Annotated in this window: 18 protein-coding genes and 1 pseudogene; 9 read left to right on the forward strand and 10 right to left on the reverse strand. The window is 68.7% G+C overall.

Annotation, left to right across the window (positions count from 1 at the left end; all coding sequences use genetic code 11):
* Positions 1 to 24 precede the first annotated feature (24 nt).
* From ACIUM1_RS10790 to ACIUM1_RS10800, 3 genes are all read left to right on the forward strand, one after another.
* Complete coding sequence (locus ACIUM1_RS10790) at positions 25 to 1,536, forward strand: flavin-containing monooxygenase (RefSeq protein ID WP_406817140.1); 1,512 nt, start codon at positions 25 to 27, stop codon at positions 1,534 to 1,536.
* 58 nt (positions 1,537 to 1,594) lie between these two features.
* On the forward strand, positions 1,595 to 2,620 hold the full coding sequence (locus tag ACIUM1_RS10795; RefSeq protein ID WP_406817141.1) for an NAD(P)H-dependent glycerol-3-phosphate dehydrogenase: 1,026 nt from the start codon (positions 1,595 to 1,597) through the stop codon (positions 2,618 to 2,620).
* A 242-nt stretch (positions 2,621 to 2,862) separates the two neighbouring features.
* Positions 2,863 to 4,413: a SulP family inorganic anion transporter gene (locus ACIUM1_RS10800; protein ID WP_406817142.1), complete on the forward strand. Its 1,551-nt coding sequence runs from the start codon at positions 2,863 to 2,865 to the stop codon at positions 4,411 to 4,413.
* 61 nt (positions 4,414 to 4,474) lie between these two features.
* On the opposite strand, the gene htpX is transcribed toward ACIUM1_RS10800, so the two are convergent.
* Both htpX and grcC1 read right to left on the reverse strand, forming a co-directional pair.
* A complete protein-coding gene (gene htpX / locus ACIUM1_RS10805) occupies positions 4,475 to 5,338 on the reverse strand; it encodes a zinc metalloprotease HtpX (protein ID WP_085288019.1) in 864 nt (287 codons plus the stop codon).
* A 112-nt stretch (positions 5,339 to 5,450) separates the two neighbouring features.
* Positions 5,451 to 6,458 carry a nonaprenyl/(2E,6E)-farnesyl/geranylgeranyl diphosphat synthase gene (gene grcC1, locus ACIUM1_RS10810; protein WP_406817143.1) on the reverse strand — a complete coding sequence of 336 codons (1,008 nt, stop codon included), beginning with the start codon at positions 6,456 to 6,458 and terminating at the stop codon, positions 5,451 to 5,453.
* Between the two features lie 22 nt (positions 6,459 to 6,480).
* Between grcC1 and menJ the strand changes: the two genes are divergently transcribed.
* A complete protein-coding gene (gene menJ / locus ACIUM1_RS10815; protein WP_406817145.1) occupies positions 6,481 to 7,719 on the forward strand; it encodes a menaquinone reductase in 1,239 nt (412 codons plus the stop codon).
* Between the two features lie 112 nt (positions 7,720 to 7,831).
* Positions 7,832 to 8,248, forward strand: a complete 417-nt coding sequence (locus tag ACIUM1_RS10820) for a DUF732 domain-containing protein (RefSeq protein ID WP_112632270.1) — start codon at positions 7,832 to 7,834, stop codon at positions 8,246 to 8,248.
* Between the two features lie 5 nt (positions 8,249 to 8,253).
* Here ACIUM1_RS10820 and ACIUM1_RS10825 read toward each other — a convergent pair whose 3' ends face one another.
* On the reverse strand, positions 8,254 to 8,946 hold the full coding sequence (locus ACIUM1_RS10825; protein ID WP_406817147.1) for a demethylmenaquinone methyltransferase: 693 nt from the start codon (positions 8,944 to 8,946) through the stop codon (positions 8,254 to 8,256).
* A 57-nt stretch (positions 8,947 to 9,003) separates the two neighbouring features.
* Here ACIUM1_RS10825 and ACIUM1_RS10830 point away from each other — a divergent pair, with 57 nt between their 5' ends.
* The 3 genes from ACIUM1_RS10830 to ACIUM1_RS10840 all read left to right on the forward strand — a co-directional run bounded on the left by ACIUM1_RS10830 (position 9,004) and on the right by ACIUM1_RS10840 (position 11,680).
* A complete protein-coding gene (locus ACIUM1_RS10830) occupies positions 9,004 to 9,828 on the forward strand; it encodes an SDR family oxidoreductase (RefSeq protein ID WP_406817148.1) in 825 nt (274 codons plus the stop codon).
* Between the two features lie 79 nt (positions 9,829 to 9,907).
* Positions 9,908 to 10,099, forward strand: a complete 192-nt coding sequence (locus tag ACIUM1_RS10835) for a CsbD family protein (RefSeq protein WP_406817149.1) — start codon at positions 9,908 to 9,910, stop codon at positions 10,097 to 10,099.
* Between the two features lie 93 nt (positions 10,100 to 10,192).
* Positions 10,193 to 11,680 carry an FAD-dependent oxidoreductase gene (locus ACIUM1_RS10840; RefSeq protein WP_406817150.1) on the forward strand — a complete coding sequence of 496 codons (1,488 nt, stop codon included), beginning with the start codon at positions 10,193 to 10,195 and terminating at the stop codon, positions 11,678 to 11,680.
* 18 nt (positions 11,681 to 11,698) lie between these two features.
* Here the strand turns inward: ACIUM1_RS10840 and ACIUM1_RS10845 are convergent.
* From ACIUM1_RS10845 to ACIUM1_RS10875, 7 genes and pseudogenes are all read right to left on the reverse strand, one after another.
* A pseudogene (locus tag ACIUM1_RS10845) lies at positions 11,699 to 12,304 on the reverse strand (adenylate/guanylate cyclase domain-containing protein); the annotation flags it as partial.
* Positions 12,305 to 12,426: 122 nt separating this feature from the next.
* Positions 12,427 to 13,581 (reverse strand): glycosyltransferase family 4 protein, encoded by a 1,155-nt coding sequence (locus tag ACIUM1_RS10850; RefSeq protein ID WP_406817151.1) that lies wholly within the window; start codon positions 13,579 to 13,581, stop codon positions 12,427 to 12,429.
* A 51-nt stretch (positions 13,582 to 13,632) separates the two neighbouring features.
* On the reverse strand, positions 13,633 to 14,190 hold the full coding sequence (locus tag ACIUM1_RS10855; RefSeq protein WP_406817152.1) for a hypothetical protein: 558 nt from the start codon (positions 14,188 to 14,190) through the stop codon (positions 13,633 to 13,635).
* A gap of 11 nt (positions 14,191 to 14,201) precedes the next feature.
* Positions 14,202 to 15,860, reverse strand: a complete 1,659-nt coding sequence (gene menD, locus ACIUM1_RS10860) for a 2-succinyl-5-enolpyruvyl-6-hydroxy-3-cyclohexene-1-carboxylic-acid synthase (protein ID WP_406817153.1) — start codon at positions 15,858 to 15,860, stop codon at positions 14,202 to 14,204.
* Between the two features lie 54 nt (positions 15,861 to 15,914).
* The gene (locus ACIUM1_RS10865) at positions 15,915 to 16,703 is read right to left on the reverse strand and encodes an alpha/beta fold hydrolase (RefSeq protein ID WP_406817155.1); all 789 of its coding nucleotides are present in this window, start codon (positions 16,701 to 16,703) and stop codon (positions 15,915 to 15,917) included.
* Positions 16,700 to 17,617 carry an o-succinylbenzoate synthase gene (locus ACIUM1_RS10870; RefSeq protein ID WP_406817629.1) on the reverse strand — a complete coding sequence of 306 codons (918 nt, stop codon included), beginning with the start codon at positions 17,615 to 17,617 and terminating at the stop codon, positions 16,700 to 16,702. Before ACIUM1_RS10870 ends, ACIUM1_RS10865 begins: the two co-directional genes overlap by 4 nt.
* A 62-nt stretch (positions 17,618 to 17,679) precedes the next feature.
* On the reverse strand, positions 17,680 to 19,284 hold the full coding sequence (locus ACIUM1_RS10875; protein ID WP_406817156.1) for an amidohydrolase: 1,605 nt from the start codon (positions 19,282 to 19,284) through the stop codon (positions 17,680 to 17,682).
* 66 nt (positions 19,285 to 19,350) lie between these two features.
* On the opposite strand from ACIUM1_RS10875, the gene fadD8 reads away from it, so the two are divergent.
* Entirely contained in the window at positions 19,351 to 20,952 is a 1,602-nt protein-coding gene (gene fadD8, locus ACIUM1_RS10880; RefSeq protein WP_406817157.1) for a fatty-acid--CoA ligase FadD8, read from the forward strand.
* Positions 20,953 to 20,990 lie beyond the last annotated feature (38 nt).

Below are 20,990 nucleotides of genomic sequence, written 5' to 3' on the forward strand. Positions count from 1 at the left end.
GTTCCACAATTGAGCGAGGTTCAGATGACCGTGACTCCGCAGGGAGCCGCCGATAGCGGTGCGACCGAGGCCGGATACTCCGACGTCATCATCGTCGGCGCCGGCATCTCCGGCATCGGAGCGGCCTACCGGATCACCGAGCGCAACCCCCAGCTGACCTACACCATCCTGGAGCGGCGCGCGCGGATCGGCGGGACGTGGGACCTGTTCCGCTATCCCGGGGTGCGCTCGGACAGCAGCATCTTCACCCTGTCCTTCCCGTTCGAGCCGTGGACCCGCAAAGAGGGTGTCGCCGACGGCGTGCACATCCGCGAGTACCTGGCCGCCACCGCGCACAAGTACGGCATCGACCGGAACATCCGGTTCAACAGCTACGTGCGCTCGGCGGACTGGGACTCCAATACCGACACGTGGACGGTCACCGTCGAGCAGGACGGCGCACGCAAGCTGTACCGCGGCCGCTTCCTGTTCTTCGGCAGCGGCTACTACAACTACGACGAGGGCTATACCCCGGAGTTCCCCGGCATCGAGCAATACGCGGGCACCGTGGTGCACCCGCAGCATTGGCCCGAAGACCTGGACTACACCGGCAAGAAGGTGGTGGTGATCGGCAGCGGGGCGACCGCGGTCACGCTGCTGCCGTCGCTGTCGGACCGCGCCGCCAAGGTCACCATGCTGCAGCGCTCACCGACCTATCTCATTTCGGCGTCCAAGTACGGCAAGGTCGCGGCCGCGGCGCGTAAAGTGTTGCCCCGCAAGCCCGCTCATCTGGTGGTGCGGATGTACAGCGCGTTGACCGAGGCGGTGTTCTTCGCGTTGTCCCGCAAGGCGCCGGGATTGGTGCGGTGGCTGCTGCGGCGCAAGGCGATCAACAGCCTGCCCGCCGGCTACGACGTCGACACCCACTTCAAGCCGCGTTACAACCCGTGGGACCAGCGGATGTGCCTGATCCCCGACGCCGACCTGTACAACGCCATCAGCGCCGGCGGCGCCGAGGTGGTCACCGACCACATCGACCATTTCGACACGACCGGCATCGCGCTGAAATCCGGTGGGCACCTCGACGCCGACATCATCGTCACCGCCACCGGCCTGCAACTGCAGGCGCTGGGCGGGGCCTCGATCAGCCTGGACGGCAACGAGATCAAGACCAGCGACCGCTTCGTCTACAAAGCGCACATGCTCGAAGACGCGCCGAACCTGTTCTGGTGCGTGGGCTACACCAACGCGTCGTGGACGCTGCGTGCCGACATCACCGCCCGGGCCACCGCAAAACTGATGGAACACATGGCCGCTCACGGCTACACCCACGCCGCCCCGCATCGCGGCAACGAGCCGATGGCCGAGAAGCCGTCGTGGGACATCAACGCCGGCTACGTGTTGCGCTCGGTGCACGCGCTGCCGAAGTCGGGAACCAAGCGGCCGTGGAACGTGCGGCAGAACTATCTGGCCGACGCCCTCGACTACCGGTTCGACCGGATCGAGGAGGCGATGGTGTTCGGCCGGGCCGGCGACCGGGCGCCGCTGGCGGGATAACCGAGCGAGAGTGCGTGAACTGCTACTAAATCGCAGGTGTCGCAATACGCTGATCGCCATGGCATCTGAGAAGCGCGAACCCAAAGTCGTTGTCCTCGGTGGCGGTTCCTGGGGCACCACCGTGGCATCAATCTGTGCGCGACGCGGGCCGACGCTGCAGTGGGTGCGCTCGGAGGCGACCGCCGCCGACATCAACGACAACCACCGCAACAGCCGATACCTCGGCAACGACGTGGTGCTGAGCGACACCCTGCGCGCCACCACCGATTTCGCCGAGGCGGCGAACTCCGCCGACGTCGTCGTGATGGGCGTTCCCTCGCATGGCTTTCGGGGTGTACTGAGCGAGCTGGCCAAGGAACTGCGGCCGTGGGTGCCGGTGGTGTCGCTGGTCAAGGGGCTCGAGCAGGGCACCAACATGCGGATGTCGCAGATCATCGAGGAGACCCTGCCCGGCCATCCCGCGGGCATCCTGGCCGGGCCGAACATCGCCCGCGAGGTGGGCGAGGGCTATGCCGCCGCGGCGGTGCTGGCGATGCCCGACCAGCACCTGGCGACCCGGCTGTCGGGACTGTTCCGCACCCGGCGCTTCCGCGTGTACACCAGCGACGACGTCGTCGGGGTGGAGATGGCCGGGGCGCTGAAGAACGTGTACGCCATCTCCGTCGGGATGGGTTACTCGCTGGGCATCGGGGAGAACACCCGCGCGCTGGTGATCGCCCGTGCGCTGCGCGAGATGACCAAGCTGGGCGTCGCCCTGGGCGGCAATCCCGATACCTTCCCGGGCCTGGCCGGGCTGGGCGATCTCATCGTCACCTGTACCAGCCAGCGCAGCCGTAACCGGCACGTCGGTGAACAGTTGGGGGCGGGCAAGCCGATCGACGAGATCATCGCCTCGATGAACCAGGTCGCCGAGGGCGTCAAGGCCGCCAGCGTGATCATGGAGTTCGCCAACGAGTTCGGCCTCACCATGCCCATCGCCCGCGAAGTCGACGCCGTGATCAACCACGGCTCGACCGTCGAGCAGGCCTATCGGGGCCTGATCGCCGAGGTGCCCGGCCACGAGGTGCACGGCTCCGGCTTCTGAGCTGGCCGTTCGACGTCGGGTAATTCAAATCTTTGCGTTCTCTATGGGCAGCGCCCGTCCGCTTGACCGGCCTTAGCCAGCAAAATACCGTCATCCCAGGCGGCCAGGGGTCCCCGGGCACGGTCCTGCGGATCGGCCCGGTGTAATCGCTTGTACGCCAATACGTTACGAAGAGGTAATGAAACGCACTACGGGGCGGATACCGGACGTCCCCCGCTAACACCTGACGAGGGACGGGACCGATGCACAACGTAGAACAGGCGGTCGGCCCAGCCCGCGAACAACGCCTGCGCGGACCGCGCATCGACCGGGTGCGCGGCGTCATCCGGCACGACCTGCCGTCATCGCTCGTGGTCTTCCTGGTCGCACTGCCCCTGTCGCTGGGAATCGCGATCGCGTCGGGCGCCCCGGTGCTCGCCGGCCTGATCGCCGCGATCGTCGGCGGAATCGTCGTCGGCGCGCTGGGTGGCTCCCCGCTCCAGGTCAGTGGGCCCGCGGCCGGGCTGACCGTCGTTGTCGCCGACCTGGTTTCCGACTTCGGTTGGGGTATAACGTGTCTGATCACCGTTGCCGCCGGCGTCGTGCAGGTTCTGTTGGGGCTCAGCCGCGTTGCGCGCGCCGCCCTGGCGATCGCACCCGTCGTCGTGCACGCCATGCTGGCCGGCATCGGCATCACGATCGCCCTGCAACAGGCGCATGTGTTGCTCGGCGGGAAGTCCAAGAGCACGGCCTGGCACAACCTCGTCGGGCTGCCCGGCCAGATCATCGGCGCGCACCGCCCCGGGGTGATCCTGGGGGCGCTGGTGATCGTCATCCTGGTCGGCTGGCGGTGGGTTCCGCCCACGGTCCGCCGCATTCCGGGTCCCCTGGTCGCCATAGTCGCGGTGACGGTGATCTCGGTGGTGTTCCCGTTCCATGTGCGCCGGATCGACCTCGAGGGGTCACCGCTGGACGCGCTGCGGTTGCCCGATCTTCCGCACGGCAACTGGGGCGCGTTCGCCGTCGGGGTGATCACGGTGGCGCTCATCGCCAGCGTCGAGAGCCTGCTGTCGGCGGTATCGGTCGATCGGATGCACAACGGGCCACGCACCGATTTCAACCGCGAACTGGTGGGGCAGGGCGCCGCCAACATCGTGTCGGGCACCCTCGGCGGTCTCCCGGTGACCGGGGTGATCGTCCGTAGCTCGACAAATGTCAATGCGGGGGCCAAGTCTCGCGCCTCGTCGATCATGCACGGTGTGTGGATCCTGTTGTTCACCATCCCGTTCGCCGGGCTGGTCGAGGAGATTCCCACGGCCGCCCTCGCCGGCCTGCTCATCGTCATCGGGATTCAGCTGCTGAAGCCGGCTCACATCGAAACCGCAGTCAAGCACCGGGATTTCGCGGTATACGTCGTGACGGCCCTCAGCGTCATCTTCCTCAACCTGCTGCACGGGGTCATCATCGGGCTCGCGCTGGCCATCGCGCTGACCGGCTGGCGGGTGATCCGGGCTCAGATCGAAGCCTCGCCGGTGCACGACGAATGGCGGGTGAGCATCCAGGGCGCGGCGTGCACCTTCCTGGCGCTGCCCAGGCTGACGCGGATGCTGGCGTCGGTTCCGCAGGGCGCGACGGTGACGGTGGTCATCGCGGTGCACTACCTGGATCACGCTGCCCAGCAGACGATTACCGACTGGCAGCAACAGCACGAGGCGACCGGCGGGACGGTTCACATTCAGGGCGTGATCGAGACGGGCCGGCGCGATTTGCATGAACCGCTGGCCGAAGCCCAAAGCCCCGAGGCCGCAGCGTAATTGGACCGGCCCCCGCCCAGGCAGGCCCGGACGACAGCCGGCCAGGCCTGGCGAATCCGGGCTAGCGCCCGGCCATTTCCTCCAGCCGGCGGATACGGTCCTCGATCGGCGGGTGTGTGGAAAACAGCGACCCGATCCGCTCGCCCGCCCGGAACGGGTTGGCGATCATCAGGTGCGCCTGGCTGGCCAGCTGGGGCTCCGGCGGCAGCGGCGCGGCCTGGACACCGCCGGAAATCTTGCGCAGGGCCGACGCCAGCGCCAGCGGGTCGCCGGTCAGCACCGCACCCGATTCGTCCGCCTGGTATTCGCGTGACCGGGACACCGCCAACCGCACCACCGTCGCGGCGATCGGACCCAGCAACGAAACCAGCAGTAGCGCAAAGGGATTCTCGCCGTCGCGGTCGTTACCGCCGAACATGCCGGCGAACATGGCGATGTTGGCCAGCGCGGTGATCACCGACGCCAACGCGCCGGCGATGCACGAGATCAGGATGTCGCGGTTGTACACGTGCGAAAGCTCATGTCCCAGTACGGCGCGCAGCTCGCGCTCGGTGAGAATGTCCAGAATGCCGGTGGTACAGCAGACCGCCGCGTTGCGGGGGTTGCGTCCGGTCGCGAACGCGTTGGGCGCGTTGGTGTCGCTGATGTACAGCCGGGGCATCGGCTGGTGCGCGGCGGTGGCCAGCTCACGCACGATCCGGTACATCGCCGGCGCCTGCACCTCCGAGACCGGCTGCGCGCGCATCGCCCGCAGCGCCAGCTTGTCGCTGTTGTAGTACGTGTAGACGTTCATGCCGATGGCGAACAGCACCGCCAGGAACATCGCGGTCCTGCCGAACAGCGAACCGACGAACACGATCAACGCGGACATGCCAACCAACAACGCGAACGTCTTGAACGTGTTGTGATGCGGATGCCAGGTCATCGGTGTCCTCCTTGCGAGCACTCGGGAGCGCGCGTTATTGCCGATTACAGCTCATTGAACGCCCGAGATGGCCCCGTTGGTTCCACACGCCGGTTGGAGGCGCTAGGCCGCGCTAGCCGTGCCGGCTGATGGTGTAGTCCACCAGCGTCTGCAAGGCGTGCCGGCCCGGGACGTCCGGCAACAGCGCCAATTCCCCGCGGGCCCGCTCGGCGTACTCCTGAAGTGAACGTTTGGCCTTGGCCATGCCCGGCGACGCCCGCAACAGCGCCAGCGCCTCGGCCACCGCCGCGTCGTCGTCGATGGGCCCGACCAGTAGCTCACGCAGCCGGGCCGCCTCGGGTCCGGGTTCGCGCAGCGCGTAGACCATCGGCAAGGTATGCACGCCTTCGCGCACGTCGGTGCCGGGCAGCTTGCCGGACTCACCGGCGTCGCTGTCGATGTCGATGATGTCGTCGGAAATCTGGAAGGCGGTGCCCACGATGCCGCCGAGGCGACTCAGGCGCTCCACCTGATCGGCGTCGGCACCCGAGAACATCGCCCCGAACCGGCCCGCCGCGGCGATCAGGCACGCGGTCTTCTCGTACACCACCTTCAGGTAGTGCTCGATCGGATCGGATCCCTCGACGAACCCGCGCGTCTCGCGCATCTGTCCCGTCACCAGCTGGGCGAACGTCTCGGCGATCAATCGCACCGCCTCGGGCCCCAGCCGGGAGACCAACCGGGAAGCGGTGGCGAACAGATAGTCGCCGGCCAGGATGGCGACGTTGTTGCCCCAGCGCACGTTGGCGGTCGGCGTGCCGCGACGAACCTCCGCCTCGTCCATCACGTCGTCGTGGTACAGCGTGGCCAGGTGCACCAGCTCGATGACGGCGCCGGCGATGGTCACGTCCGCGCTGCTCGGGTTGGGCCCCAGCTGCGCCGACAACACGGTGAACAACGGCCGGAACCGCTTGCCGCCGGCCTTGAACAGGTGGGTCAGCGACTCGGTCATGATGTCGTCGGCGCTGCGCAGCTCGGTGTCCATCAGCTGCTCGATCCGCCCCACACCGTCGCGCACGGTCGCCGCGAAGGCCCGGTCGCCGAAGTCAACGCCCGCCACCACCGTCGCCGGAGTACTCACGGGACCAAACATACTGGTGTACATGAAGACGGCAGCGACCCGAGCCCAAGTGGTGGTCGTCGGCGCGGGACCCGCCGGTTCTGCGGCCGCGGCCTGGGCCGCCCGCGCGGGCTATGAGGTGCTGGTCATCGATTCGGCGAGCTTTCCCCGCGACAAGGCCTGCGGTGACGGGCTGACCCCGCGCGCGGTCGCCGAGCTGGAACGACTGGGGCTGCGCGACTGGCTGGACACCCGCATCCGGCATCGGGGGTTGCGGATGAGCGGGTTCGGCGGCGAGGTGGAGGTCGACTGGCCCGGCCCGTCGTTCCCGTCGACCGGCAGCGCGGTGGCCCGCTTCGAACTGGACGACCGGATCCGCAAAGTCGCCGAAGATTCCGGGGCGCGGATGCTACTCGGGGCCAAGGCCGTTGCGGTGCAACATGATTCATCGGGCCGGGTGACGTCGGTGACGTTGGCCGACGGCACCGAGGTGAGCTGCGGTCGGTTGATCGTGGCCGACGGCGCCCGGTCGTCGCTGGGCCGCAAGCTGGGCCGGCGCTGGCATCAGGAGACGGTGTACGGCGTCGCCGCCCGCGGGTACCTGACCACCGTGCGCGCCGACGACCCCTGGCTGACGTCGCATCTGGAACTGCGCGGACCCGACGGCTCCAAGGACACAGTGCTGCCCGGCTACGGCTGGATCTTCCCGCTCGGCAACGGCGAGGTGAACATCGGCGTCGGGGCGTTGTCGACGTCGAAACGGCCCGCCGACCTGGCGCTGCGGCCGCTGATCGACCACTACACCGACCTGCGTCGCGACGAGTGGGGATTCACCGGCCAACCTCGCGCGGTCGCGTCGGCGCTGCTGCCGATGGGCGGCGCGGTGTCGGGGGTGGCCGGCACCAACTGGATGCTGATCGGCGACGCCGCGGCCTGCGTCAACCCGCTCAACGGGGAGGGCATCGACTACGGGCTGGAAACCGGGCGGCTGGCGGCCGAGCTGCTGGATTGCCCCGACCTGTCGCAGGTGTGGCCGGCGCTGCTGCAGCGGCACTACGGTCGCGGCTTCTCGGTGGCGCGCCGGCTGGCACTGCTGCTGACGTTTCAGCGGTTTCTGCCGTCGACCGGACCGATCGCCATGCGCTCGACGACCCTGATGACCGTCGCGGTGCGGGTGATGGCGAACCTGGTCACCGATGACGACGCCGACTGGGTGGCCCGGGCCTGGCGCGGCGGCGGGCGGCTGTCGCGGCTGCTGGATCGCCGCACGCCGTTCAGCTGACTGAGCATGGGTATCGCCGCTGGTCGGCGGGCCGGCCGCGGTCCGGCGGGGCCGGCGATCGGCGATTGACTTTCGTCCCCGCTCCCAGGCCGAGGCGTGTATAGTCCAGCTAATGAAGGGAACGAGGCTGGCTACTATCGGAGCCGCTGCTGCCGCCGCCGCTGCTGCTATCGCGCTGGCCGGCCCGGCGCAGCTTTCCGCGCCGGCGCAGGCGGACCCGCCGCCGACGGCGCCATACCCGACACCGCGCACACCGTCGCCGCCGAGCGACTACGACGCCCCATTCAAGAACACCGTCAACGGCTTCGGCATCTACCAGCCGCAGGACCAGTTGGCGTGGCTGGGCAAGATCACCTGCGAGCGCATTGGCCGGGGCGTGGACGGCGACGCGTACAAGTCGGCCACCTTCATCCAGCGCAACCTGCCGCGCGGCACCACCCAGGGCCAGGCGTTCCAGTTCCTCGGTGCCGCGGTTGATCACTACTGCCCCGACCAGGTCGGCTTCGTGCAAGCCGCCGGCAACCACTAGAACTTTTAGCGCGCGGGCTTGTGCCCGGCGTGTAAGGCGACGATGCCGCCGGTCAGATTGCGCCAGCGCACCCCGGACCAGCCCCCCTCGGTTATCTGCTGCGCCAGGGCCGCCTGATCGGGCCACGCCCTGATCGATTCCGCGAGATACACGTACGCGTCGGGGTTACTGGACACCGTCCGCGCCACCCGCGGCAGCGCCCGCATCAAGTACTCCTTATAGACCGTGGCAAACAGCGCGTTGGTGGGAGTGGAGAACTCGCACACCACCAACCGGCCACCCGGACGCGTGACGCGGGCCATCTCGCGCAGACCGGCCTGGGTGTCGACGACGTTGCGCAGCCCGAAACTGATTGTCACGGCATCGAATACGGCGTCGGCGAATGGCAGCCTGGTGGCGTCACCGGCGACCTTGGGAACGTCGCGCGCGGCACCGGCCGCCAGCATGCCGACCGAAAAGTCGGCGGCCACACACCACGCTCCGGACTTCTCCAGCTCCACGGTGGACACCGCGGTGCCCGCGGCGAGGTCGAGCACCTTCTGCCCCGGCCCGATGGCCAGCGCCGACCGGGTGGCTTTGCGCCAGTAGCGGTCCTGGCCCATCGACAGCACGGTGTTGGTCAGGTCGTACCGGCGGGCGACGCCGTCGAACATCGACGCGACGTCCCGGGGATCCTTGTCCAGCTCCGCGCGACTCACCAGAGAAACGCTACCTGTCGTGGGAATGAGCGGGCACGGTCGGCGTTGTATCGGGGCGTGACTGAAAAAGTGTGGTTTATCACCGGGACATCGCGGGGTTTCGGGCGGGAGTGGACGAGCGCGGCGCTAGAGCGCGGCGACAAAGTCGCCGCGACCGCGCGCAACACCGCCGCACTGGACGACCTCGTGCAGAAGTACGGCGACGCACTGCTGCCGATCCGACTGGACGTGACCGACCGGGGGGCCGATTTCGCGGCGGTCAAGCGGGCGCACGACCACTTCGGCCGGCTCGACATCGTGGTCAACAATGCCGGCTACGGCCAATTCGGGTTGGTCGAGGAGCTGTCGGAACAAGAGGCACGCAACCAGATCGAAACCAATTTCTTCGGCGCACTGTGGATCACCCAGGCCGCGTTGCCATACCTACGCGAGCAGGGCAGCGGGCACATCATCCAGGTGTCATCGATCGGTGGCATCACGACGGTCCAGAACCTCGGCATCTACCATGCCTCGAAGTGGGCGCTGGAGGGACTCTCCCAGTCGCTGGCTCAGGAGGTCGCCCCGTTCGGTGTGCATGTCACGTTGGTCGAGCCCGCATCTTTCGACACCGACTGGGGCGGCGCGTCGGCCAAACGCGCGGCGCGACTGCCGGCCTACGCCGAGGTGCATTCGGCCGCCGATAAAGCCCGCAGTGAACGCGCCGCCAACCAGGGCCAGTCCCGCGCTACCGCGGCCGCGCTGCTGAAGGTGGTGGACGCCGAAAAGCCGCCGCTGCGAGTCTTTTTCGGAGCCTCCCCACTGGAAACCACCAAGGCGGAGTACGAGAGCCGGCTGCGCAACTGGGAGGAATGGCAGCCCGTCGCCGAGCTGGCGCAGGGCTGATCGACGGGACACGCGTGGCTCGAGCGGGAAAAAGGGGTAAGCGCTGTAGTACCACTTGGAACCGACCGAAGGACACGTTATGAGCGGCGCGGATAAGGCCCGAAACAAGGTGCGGCTGGTCACGGGCAAGCTCAAGGCGGCAACCGGGCGCGCCACCAACGACCCGGCGTTGGAAGCTGAGGGCAGGGCGGACCAGCGGGCGGCCCATTTGAGAGATGCCGGTGAAAAGGTCAAAGATGCGTTCCGGCCCCGCCGGCGCCGACAGCCCTAGCGACGAACCGCGAGTGATCGAGTAGTCGATTACTCGTCCCGCCACCACGCTGCGGACACATAATTGTGAACGTCCGCGAGGAAAGGCGGTCCGATGTCCGCACCCCTGTTCCCAGCCGTGGAGACCTGCGACGTTTGCATCGTCGGAGCCGGCATCGCCGGGTTGAACGCCCTGTTCGCCGCGAGCCGATACCTGTCCCGGGATCAGAAGGTGATCCTCGTCGATCGTCGGGCGCGTGCGGGCGGCATGTGGGTCGATGTCTACCCGTATGTTCGCCTGCACCAACCGCACCCGATGTTCACCGCGGGAAACATCGCGTGGACGCTCGGCAAGGACCGCAGCTACCTGGCGACCAAGGGCGAGGTACTCGGCCACTTCGAACACTGTCTCGACGTGATCAAGGAGCGAGTCCACGTCGACGAGTACTTCGGCTGGCATCTGGAGTCGGAAGTAGAAGTGAACGGACTCGTGCGGGCCACCTGTCGCGCCGCCGACGGCCGAGGCCTCGTCGTCGAGGCCAAGCGATTGATCAAAGCGTATGGCCTGGGAGTCACGCCGAACGAACCGCTCGAGGTCTCCAGCACCCGCGTCCATTCGGTGTCGCCCGACTACTGCGACGTCCGGGGGGGTGACATCAGGGAAAGCGATGCGCCGGTGTGGATCATCGGCGGCGGAAAGACCGCGATGGACACCGCCCACGCACTGATCACGAGCTACCCCGGTCGACAGGTCAACCTGGTCGCCGGCCGCGGAACATTCTTCTCTTGCCGCGACAGCCTGTTGCCGAGCGGCGCCCGCCGCTGGTGGACGGGCACACCGCCGAGCGTCGTCGCTACCCAGCTGAGTCACCGGTATGACGGCACGAACGAATCGGAAGTTCAAGATTGGTACCGCACTACCCATGGCACGTTCCTGACGCCACAGGCGGACAACTTCGTGTTGGGAGTCTTGTCTGAGGCCGAGAACCGCACGATCGCCGCCGGGCTGAACGATCTCGTCATGGACTATTTCGAAGATGCGGTCGACCGCGATGGCACCACCGAGTTGGTGTTGCGCAGCGGATCGACGAAGACGATCGAACCGGGCAGCTGGCTCGTGAACTGCACGGGATACGTCAAATTCCCCGACGAATACCCGTACGAGCCCTACGTTTCGCCCAGTGGCGCAGTCGTTTCCATCAACGTGCGGTCGGCCACGCTGCACTTGCCCGCGTTCATGGGGTATTTCCTGGGCCACCTGATGTTTCTGGACAAACTCGGTGAGATCCCGCTCTACGAGATCGACTGGATGAGTCTGCGGCAGAAGGCGCCGCTCGCATTTCCGTACGTGCTTTTCGTACTCGTCGGGCACAACCTCAGCCTGATCTACGACAACGTCCCCGGCCGCGTGTTCGCTGAGAACGGCCTCGATTTCGACAAGTGGTATCCACTACCGCGCCGCCTGCCGGGCATGGCACGGTTCATGCTCGCGCACCGCCGCGAATGTGAGCGCCAGCGCCGTGTCCTCGACACGGTCCGGGAGCGATTCGGAATCCGTTGTGGCCCACTAGGTTCCGAGCACGTTCCCAGCGCCAAAACGTAGCTACCTTCTCAGGGCAGCGACCAACTCCGGTTCGCTCAACGCCGCTGCGTCATCAACCAGTCGCGCCGTAAAGACACTGAGCATCACCCCGCCCGGCGGCGCGACCGATTCCATCCGCTGGGCCAGGCCCACCTGATCGCCCATTGCGGTGTAGCCGAAAGATCCAGAACCGAGTTCACCGGCGATCACCTGCCCGGAGTTCAGCCCGACGCGCACGAGCAATGTCGCACCGTCTCGGCCCTGCACCTCGGTGCCGAGAGCTTTCGCTTCTTCCTGGATGCTCAGCGCCGCAAGGCATCCGCGAAGGGCGTGGTCCTCCATCGCCGCCGGCGCGCCGAACACCGCCATGATGCCGTCGCCGGTGAACTTGTCCACGGTGCCGCCGTACCGCCGGACGACGGCCGCGCAGCGGTCGGCAAGGTCGACCATGATCTCGCGCAGCCGCTCCGTCCCGACGGCTGCGGCGATGTCCATCGAGTGGACCACATCGGCGAACAGGACCGTGACCTGCTTGTACTCGGCGCGGCCAGCACCGTCGCGAACCGGTGCGCCGCAGTGATGACAAAACCGGGCGCTATCCAGAGTTTCGGTGCCACACGCCCGGCACGCTGTTGTGGCCGTCATCCGACCCTCCGCTGATCCGGCCCCCACGTCTGCAGTGGGTCTGGCGAAAGGATAAGCCGCTGGACACCCCGCGAGGGAGCCGTTAATTTCAGCGCGGGTGGCGGAGCGTCACGGCCCCTGGGTCATTCGCCCTGCGCGTAGCGCGTCGCGCCGAGTTGCCGGCGCACGAACGGCGACAGCACCGCCTCGTAGTGGCCCAGCAGTTCGTCGCAGATGACCGGCCAGCTCCGGCCGACCACGCTGCGCCGGGCGGCCAGGGCGTAGCGCGGCCGTTCGGTGATCAGGTGCCCGACCGCCTCGGGCAGCCGGGACTCGAACTCGTTGACGGCCAACAGCAGACCGGTTCGCCACGGGGTGACGAGGTCACGTGGGCCGCCGGCGTCGGGGGCAATCACCGGCAACCCCGACGCCAGCGCTTCTTGCACGACCTGACAAAACGTCTCGTGCTCACCGGGATGCACGAACACGTCCATGCTGGCGTACGCCGCGGCGAGGTCGCCGCCGTACAGCGCCCCCGTGAAAACCGCTGTCGGCATTGCCGTTTGCAGCTTGGTGCGGTCGACACCGTCGCCCACGATGACGAGTTGGACCGCGTCGTTGGCGGCCAGCCCGATGAGTCGCTCGACGTGTTTCTCGGGCGCGAGCCGGCCCACGAATCCGACGATGGGCTTGCCCTGCGGTGACCACCGCTGCCGAAGCGCCTCGTCGCGCGCGGACGGCGCGAACCGCAGCACGTCGACCCCGCGCGCCCATCGGTGGACCCGCGGAAAGCGATGGGAGACAAGTGATTCCATCGTCACGGTGGATGGCGCCAGGGTACGGTCGGCAAGGCCGTGCAGATGCCGGAACCACGCCCACGCCGCCCGCGCGGTCATCGGAATGCCGTAGCTTGCCGCGAATCCCGGAACGTCGGTCTGATACACCGCCACCGTCGGCACCCCCAGCCAGCGCGCGGCCCGGACTCCGCCGTAGCCCAGCAGCGCCGGCGAGGCCAGGTGCACCACGTGCGGATCGAATCCGCGCAACACCTTTCTCAGCCGCGGCGTCGGCACCCCGAGTGGCAGGGTGGTCACCTTGGGGAACATCCGCGACGGCACCCGGTGAACGCGGATCCCGTCGTAGATGCGATCCGCCCGGGGCTGGCCGGCAGGCGTGTCCGGGGCGATGACGAGGGCTTCGTGACCCGTCCGGCGCAGATGCTCGAGCACCCGGATCACCGAGTTGCTGACACCGTTGACTTCGGGGAGGAAGGATTCCGCGACGATGGCAACGCGCACATCACCACGGTGTCAGCGCCGGCTGTCGACAAGGTTGCCTGTGTGTATACGTCACGCGAAATTTGCAGGTCCGACACTTTTTTCGGCCGCGCTCTGCGGTTCCTCCCGGGGGGCGTCACGACGATCGAGCCACTTGTCCAGCAGCGCCAGCGCGATCAGGATCGCCGCCGCGGCCAGCCACCCCACCACCGCGATGGATCCGGCCGGGATGATCGCCAGTCCGGCATTGCGATGCTGCACCCGCACCAGGTTCGGGTCGTTCTTGTTGTATTCGACGTAGATCCGCATCCCGGTGGCGAGATGGGACGGATAGAGCACCCCGAGCTCGGGGCGATAGGTGATCCGCTCGGGGGTGACGAATTCGATGGTGGAGCGGCGCGGCCCGGCGCTGAGCACCTCGGCCTGCGCGACGCCCATGTTGTGGGTGATCGCGATGTCGTCGCGCCACGCGCCGGCCACCAGCAGCAGGGACTGCAACGTGACCAGCCCGGTCACGATCAGCACCGCAATTCGGGCCCACCGCAACGCCATCCGGGCGGGGGTGTTCGGCCGTTCATCACTGCGTCCGTGAAGCAGCATGCGCAGCAGAGCTTTTGGGGATATCGCCATCTAGGCGGGCCTCACAGCGCGGCCTTGATGGCGGCGTGCAGCTGGCGCAGTGACGACCGGTCGGCCTTGACCTCGAGCACCCGCATGCCGGGCGCCGGTTCGTCGAGGGCGGCCGGCAATTCGCCGACCTCGATCTGGCGGCTCTCGACGTGGTAGGCGCGGCACAGCGCCCCCACGTCGACGTCGTGCGGCGTGCCGAACACCCGTGCCGACACGTCGGAGAACCGGGGGTCGCCCTGCTCGAGCAGTTCGAAGATGCCGCCGCCGTTGTCATTGGAGACCACGATCGTCAGCCGCCGCGGGGTGGGCTCGGTGGGGCCGATCAGCAACCCGGAGCTGTCGTGCACGAACGTCAGGTCGCCGATGAGCGCGACGGTGCGCGCCGGGCTGTCCGGGTCACCGTCGCGTTCGTGGGACGCCTCATGTGCAAGAGCCGCCCCGATGGCCGTGGAGACCGTCCCGTCGATGCCGGCGACGCCGCGGTTGGACCGCACCCGGATGCGGCGGGTGTCCAGGCCGACCAGGGCGGCGTCGCGGACCGGGTTGGACGCGCCCAGCACCAGCTGATCGCCGGGCCGCAGCGCGTCGGCCACCGCCGCCGCGACGTGCAGGCCGGTGGTCAAGGGGTGCGCCGCGAGCTGGTTGCGCACGGCGGCCAGCGCGTGCCGGTTGGTCTCCGCGCAGCGCCGCAGCCAGGCCGGGTTCGGCGCGCCGGTGGTGACCGCCCGCGTCCCGGTGGCCTGGGAATTGCCCGAGACGTCCGGCCAGCGCGGCCCGGTGGTCAGCGCGAACACCGGCACCTGCGGGTCGGCCAGCAGCGCCGACACCGGGCGGTGCAGGGTGGGACGGCCGAGCATGATGACCTGCTTGGGCCGCAGCAGGGGCAGCGCCAGCGGGTGCAGCGGGTTAGCCGGGGCGGGCGCCGTCGGCTCGGCGACGGTGGGCAGCTGCGCCAGGTCGGGCTGGGCGCCCGCGCCGTGCCCGGCGATCACCACCGTGTCGGCAGACAGGTCGATGTCCAGCGGCTGGTCGAAGCTGACCGGCGGCGTGTAGGTCCACGGCCGCCCGCCCGGGCGGCCCGGCGGCGTCGGCGCCTGGGGCTCGGGATCGGGCACCAGGGGTTCGCGCAGCGGGATGTCGAACTGCACCGGCCCGGCGTTGGCGGTACGGGAACCGGTGGCGGCCACCAGCACCCGGCAGGTGGCCGATCGCCAGGTGGCGTTGAACGAATCCATCCGCTCGGGGGCGTCCTCGGCCAGGCCCAGGCTGATGGTGGCCCGCACCTGGGTGCCGAAGTAGCCCAGCTGCTCCATGGTCTGGTTCGCCCCGGTGCCCAGCAGCTCGTAGGGCCGGTTGGCCGAGAGCACGATCAGCGGCACCCGGGCGTAATTGGCCTCGATCACCGCCGGGCCCAGGTTGGCGACGGCGGTACCGGACGTCATGGCGACGCAGACCGGCGCGCCGGCGGCGATGGCCAGCCCGATCGCCAGATAGCCGGCGGTGCGCTCGTCGATGCGGACGTGCAGACGGATCCGGCCCGACCGGTCGGCGTCCTGCAACGCAAACGCCAGCGGGGCGTTCCGCGAACCGGGGCAAAGCACCACGTCGCGGACGCCGCCGCGAATCAGCTCGTCAACGACGACGCGAGCCTGAGTCGTCGAGGGGTTCACTCCTACAGCCTGTCACAGGCGCGCAGAACCGCACTCGGCGCTGGCGAACCGCGCTCAGCCGGTGGCCTCGCCGAAAAATTTGAGCATGGCGGCGTTGACGGCATCGGGGCGCTCGAAGAAGCCGAGATGACCGGTGTCGGGTATCTGCACGTAGCGGCCGTTGGGCAGCGCATCCGCGACCTCGCGGCCCAGGTACGGCGGGGTGAGCACGTCGTCGGAGAAGCCGATCACCAGCACCGGGGTCGCGATGCTGCGGTAGGCGGTCAAACGGCTGGTGTAGGGCGCGACATCCAGCTGCGCGCGGATGCCCGGGGTGGGCTTGACGGGCCAGGTGGAGAACATCGCGATCCAGTCGGCGACCGCGGTGTCATCGTTGAGCGTCTTGCGGGAAAAGTTTTCCAGCAGGCGGATTTTGGCCTCGTACGCGGCCGGTAGGGAGATGCCGGCGTCGGACAGTTCGGCCTCGGCGTCGCGGAAGAACTGCCGGGCCCGGTCCATCCTGCCGCGGGTGCCCATCAGCACCGCCGAGCTCACCAGCTCGGGCCGGGCCAGCATGAGCTCTTGGGCGATGAACGCGCCCATCGACATCCCGACGACGCGGGCCGGGGCCGCATTCAGGCCTTCGATCAGGGCGGCGGTGTCGGCGACCATGGTCTGCGTCGAGAAGCCGCCCGCGTTCTCCGTGGCGCCGATGCCGCGGTTGTCGAAGGTGATGACGCGGTATCCGGCATCCAGGAAAGCGGGCACTTGATACGGGTGCCAGGTTCGTCCGGCGCCGCCGTGGCCGGCGATAAAGACCACGGGCTCACCGGAGCCGCGGTCGTCGTAAGCCAGGTTGATCACCCGGTCGACGGTACAAGCAGCCGATGGCAGGCCTTGACCCGGTCGATCCACCACTGCCGCCGCTCCGGCGCCGCGCGCAGCGCGTGCAGCCGGTCCGGATCGGGCGCCACCGGCCCGACGGCCAACGTGCCGTCGACGGGTGCGGCCACCTCGGCGACGTCCTCGACGAACAGCCCGCCGGTGCCCAGCCCGCAGGCATGCCGCAGCTGCGGCAGCGCCGCGGCCGCGGTCAGGCCGGCCGCGATACCCACCGCGGAGTCCAGCGCGCTGGAGACCACGACCGGGATGTCGATCTGCGCGGCGATCCCGAGCATGGCCGAAATCCCGCCCAGCGGAGCGACTTTGAGCACCGCGATGTCGGCGGCGCCGGCGCGGACCACGGCCAGCGGGTCGTCGGCCTTGCGGATGCTTTCATCGGCGGCGATCGGCACCTCGACCCGCCGGCGCAGCGCCGCGAGCTCGTCGACCGTCGCGCAGGGCTGTTCCAGGTATTCCAGCGGGCCGTCGGCGGTCAGCGCGGCGGCCGCCGCGGCCGCCTCCTCGACGGTCCAGCCGCCGTTGGCGTCCACCCGCACGGTCGGCACCAGTTCGCGCACCGCGTTCACCCGGTCGACGTCGTGGGCCAGCGTCTGGCCGGGCTCGGCGACCTTCACCTTGGCCGTGGCCGCACCCGGGAACCGGGCCAGCACCTCGGCCACCCGGGCGGCGGCCACGGCGGGCACCGTGGCGTTGATCGGGACGCGGTCGCGGCGGGTCGGCGGCGGCTCTCGGTAGGCGGCTTCGATGCCCGACGCCAGCCAGTGCGCGGCCTCGCGCGGTCCGTACTCGACGAACGCCCCGAACTCGCCCCAGCCCGCCGGGCCGTCGATCAGCGCGACCTCGCGGGTGGTGATGCCGCGAAACCGCACCCGCATGGGCAGCGCCACCACGTGCAGGCGGCCGAGCAGGTCTTGCAGGCCGGGTGGGCGCGTTGCCGTCACGCGCTGTAGACCCGGCGGCCCGCCAGATACGTCGCCCGCACCTGTAGGTCGGCGATCTGCTCGGGCGGCACGGTGCGCGGATCGGCGGAGAGCACCACCAGATCGGCGTACTTGCCGACCTCCAGCGAGCCGATCACGTCGTCGGAGAACAGCTGCCAGGCCGCATCGATGGTCTGGGCGCGGATCGCCTGCTCGACGGTCAGCCGTTCCTCGGGTCCGAGCACCCGGCCGCTCGGCGCCGTGCGGGTCACCGCCACGCTGATGTTGCGCAGCGGCTCCTCCGGGGTCACCGGCGGATCGTTGTGCAGCGAAATGCGCATCCCGGTTGCCACCGCGGATCCCGCTGGCATCCAACGGGTTCCGCGCTCCTCGCCGAACAGGCCATCGACGATGACGTCCCCCCAGTAGTGGATCTGGTCGACGAAGATGCTGCAGGTCACCCCGAGGTCGTGGGCCCTTTTCAGCTGCTCGGGGCGGATTGCGCCGACGTGCTCGAGCCGCAACCGGTGGTCGTCACGGGGATGGCGCTTCAGGATCTCTTCGTACACGTCGAGGATGGTGTCCACGCCGGCGTCGCCCTGCACGTGGCAGGCCATCGGCCAGCCCAGCGGGAAGTAGGCGCCGACGATTTCGTGCAGCTGCTCGGCGGTGTAGTTGGCGCAGCCACACGAGCCCGGCGCGACACCGATGATCCGGGTGGCCTCGGTGTCCAGGTAGGGAAACGACAGGTCGATGTTGCCGATCCAGGGCGAGCCGTCCACCCAGATCTTGATGCCGACCTGCCGCAGCATGTCGTCGCCCTGCCCGGGCGTGGCGGCGGTGGACATCTGCGGGTTGGAGATCTCGTAGGTGCGCAGCCGCACCGTGAGCCGCTCGCGCAGTTGCTCGACCACCGGCCGGAAGTTGGGGTCGAACGCCATTTCCGAGCAGGTGGTCAGGCCGGCGCGGTTGAGCCGGGCGCATTCGGCGAGCAGCATCTGCGGGTAGTCGGCGAAGTCGATGGCCCCGCCCAGCAGCCCGAACACCGCGCCGGTCTCCTCGGCGGTGCCGTCGAGTTCACCGTTGGCGTCGCGGCCGTACCTGGCGCCCTTGGGGTCGGGGGTGTCGCGGGTGAGCCCATGAAGCTTGGCGGCGCGCGAATTGAAGTAAGCCTTGTGCCCGGAGTTGTGCATGATCACCAGCGGGCTGTCCGGCGCGATGTCGTCGAGCCAGCTCAGCGTGGGTTCGGGAAGACCGCTCTGCAGCAGCGGATCCCAGCCATTGAGGTAGGCGCCGTCGGACCCGCGCCGGGCGACCTCGCGGTGGATGGCCGCGACGACGTCGTGGGCGCCGCGCATGGTGACCGGGCGGATGTCGACGATGCGGTCCGACAGCGCGACCGCCTCCATCAACGGATGTCCGTGTGCCTCAACGAATCCCGGCATGGCGCAGCCGTCGCCGATGTCGATGGTCTGGGTGGCGGGGCCGGTGCAGCCGGCGACCTCGGCGCGGGTGCCGACGGCGACGATCCGGCCGCCGGCGACGGCGAGCGCCTCGGCGGTGGGCCGCGCCTCGTCGACGGTCAGGATGGTTCCGGTGACGACGAGATCTGCATCGGCCATAGCCACGGATGCTAGTGGCAGGAGGGTCTGGCTGACCCAAATTGCAACACGTTCTAGTCTGGCCACATGAGTGACGATCTCCTGCGCCATCCCATTCATTCCGGACACCTGACCGTCGGTGCGCTCAAGCGCAACAAAGACAAGCCGGTGCTTCATCTCGGCGACACCACCCTGACCGGTGGTCAGCTCGCCGAGCGCATCAGCCAGTACATCCAGGCGTTCGAGGCGCTCGGTGCGGGCACCGGCCAAACCGTCGGGCTGCTGTCGCTGAACCGGCCCGAGGTGCTGATGATCATCGGCGCCGGCCAGACCCAGGGCTACCGGCGCGTCGCCCTGCACCCGCTGGGATCGCTGGACGACCACGCCTATGTGCTGAACGACGCCGGCGTGACGTCACTGATCATCGACCCCAACCCGATGTTCGTCGAGCGGGCACTGGGCCTGTTGGAGAAGGTGCCCGGCCTCAAGCAGGTCCTGACCATCGGTCCGGTCCCCGAATCGCTGGGTGATTCCGCGGTGGACCTGGTGGCCGAAGCCGCCAAGTATTCGCCAAAGCCGTTGGTGGCGGCCGACCTTCCGCCCGATCACATCGGCGGGATGGCCTACACCGGTGGCACCACCGGCAAGCCCAAGGGCGTGCTGGGCACCGCGCAGTCCATCACCACGATGACGACGATCCAGCTCGCCGAGTGGGAGTGGCCGGAGAACCCGCGGTTCTTGATGTGCACCCCGCTATCGCACGCAGGGGCAGCGTTCTTCGTGCCGACGATCATCAAGGGCGGCGAGCTGGTGGTGCTGACCAAGTTCGATCCGGCCGAGGTGCTGCGGGTCATCGAGGAGCAGAAGATCACCGCCACCATGCTGGTGCCGTCGATGATCTACGCGCTGATGGACCATCCCGATTCACACACCCGCGACCTGTCTTCGCTGGAGACGGTCTACTACGGCGCCTCGGCGATGAATCCGGTGCGGCTGGCCGAGGCCATCCGCCGCTTCGGGCCGATCTTCGCCCAGTACTACGGACAGTCCGAGGCCCCGATGGTGATCTCGTACCTGGCCAAGAAGGACCACGACGAGAAGCGGCTCACCTCCTGTGGGCGGCCCACCCTGTTCGCCCGCACCGCGCTGCTGGACGCCGACGGCAACCCGGTGCCGCAGGGCGAGGTCGGCGAGATCTGCGTGTCCGGCCCGCTGCTTTCCGGCGGGTACTGGAACCTGCCGGAGGAGACCGCCAAGACGTTCAAGGACGGCTGGCTGCACACCGGCGACATGGCCCGCGAGGACGAGGACGGCTTCTGGTTCATCGTCGACAGGGTCAAGGACATGATCGTCACCGGCGGGTTCAACGTGTTCCCGCGCGAGGTCGAGGACGTCGTCGCCGAGCACCCGGCCGTCGCGCAGGTCTGCGTGATCGGCACACCGGACGAGAAGTGGGGCGAGGCCGTCACCGCGGTGATCGTGCTGCGGCCCGACCATCCGTCCGACGAGGAGTCGGTGGCGCGCGTGACCGCCGAGATCCAGTCCGCCGTCAAGGAGCGCAAGGGCTCGGTGCAGTCGCCCAAGCAGGTGATCGTCGTCGACTCGGTCCCCGTGACCGCGCTCGGCAAGCCGGACAAGAAGGCCGTCCGTGCGCAGTTTTGGGAGGGCGCCGCCCGCTCCGTGGGCTAGGGCGTGCGCTTTGCGCCGAGCGTGAAACCAACTTCACG

It is taken from the genome of Mycobacterium sp. M23085, assembly GCF_045343915.1.
Lineage (GTDB): Bacteria > Actinomycetota > Actinomycetes > Mycobacteriales > Mycobacteriaceae > Mycobacterium.

Bases quoted from the DNA above. Each gene is read 5' to 3' on its own strand.
- ACIUM1_RS10795 (WP_406817141.1), top strand. From the start codon at position 1,595: ATGGCATCTGAGAAGCGCGAACCCAAAGTCGTTGTCCTCGGTGGCGGT.
- ACIUM1_RS10840 (WP_406817150.1), top strand. From the start codon at position 10,193: ATGTCCGCACCCCTGTTCCCAGCCGTGGAGACCTGCGACGTTTGCATC.
- ACIUM1_RS10870 (WP_406817629.1), bottom strand. From the start codon at position 17,617: ATGCGGGTGCGGTTTCGCGGCATCACCACCCGCGAGGTCGCGCTGATC.
- ACIUM1_RS10800 (WP_406817142.1), top strand. From the start codon at position 2,863: ATGCACAACGTAGAACAGGCGGTCGGCCCAGCCCGCGAACAACGCCTG.
- ACIUM1_RS10835 (WP_406817149.1), top strand. From the start codon at position 9,908: ATGAGCGGCGCGGATAAGGCCCGAAACAAGGTGCGGCTGGTCACGGGC.
- ACIUM1_RS10790 (WP_406817140.1), top strand. From the start codon at position 25: ATGACCGTGACTCCGCAGGGAGCCGCCGATAGCGGTGCGACCGAGGCC.
- menJ (WP_406817145.1), top strand. From the start codon at position 6,481: ATGAAGACGGCAGCGACCCGAGCCCAAGTGGTGGTCGTCGGCGCGGGA.
- ACIUM1_RS10855 (WP_406817152.1), bottom strand. From the start codon at position 14,190: ATGGCGATATCCCCAAAAGCTCTGCTGCGCATGCTGCTTCACGGACGC.
- ACIUM1_RS10875 (WP_406817156.1), bottom strand. From the start codon at position 19,284: ATGGCCGATGCAGATCTCGTCGTCACCGGAACCATCCTGACCGTCGAC.
- ACIUM1_RS10820 (WP_112632270.1), top strand. From the start codon at position 7,832: ATGAAGGGAACGAGGCTGGCTACTATCGGAGCCGCTGCTGCCGCCGCC.
- htpX (WP_085288019.1), bottom strand. From the start codon at position 5,338: ATGACCTGGCATCCGCATCACAACACGTTCAAGACGTTCGCGTTGTTG.
- fadD8 (WP_406817157.1), top strand. From the start codon at position 19,351: ATGAGTGACGATCTCCTGCGCCATCCCATTCATTCCGGACACCTGACC.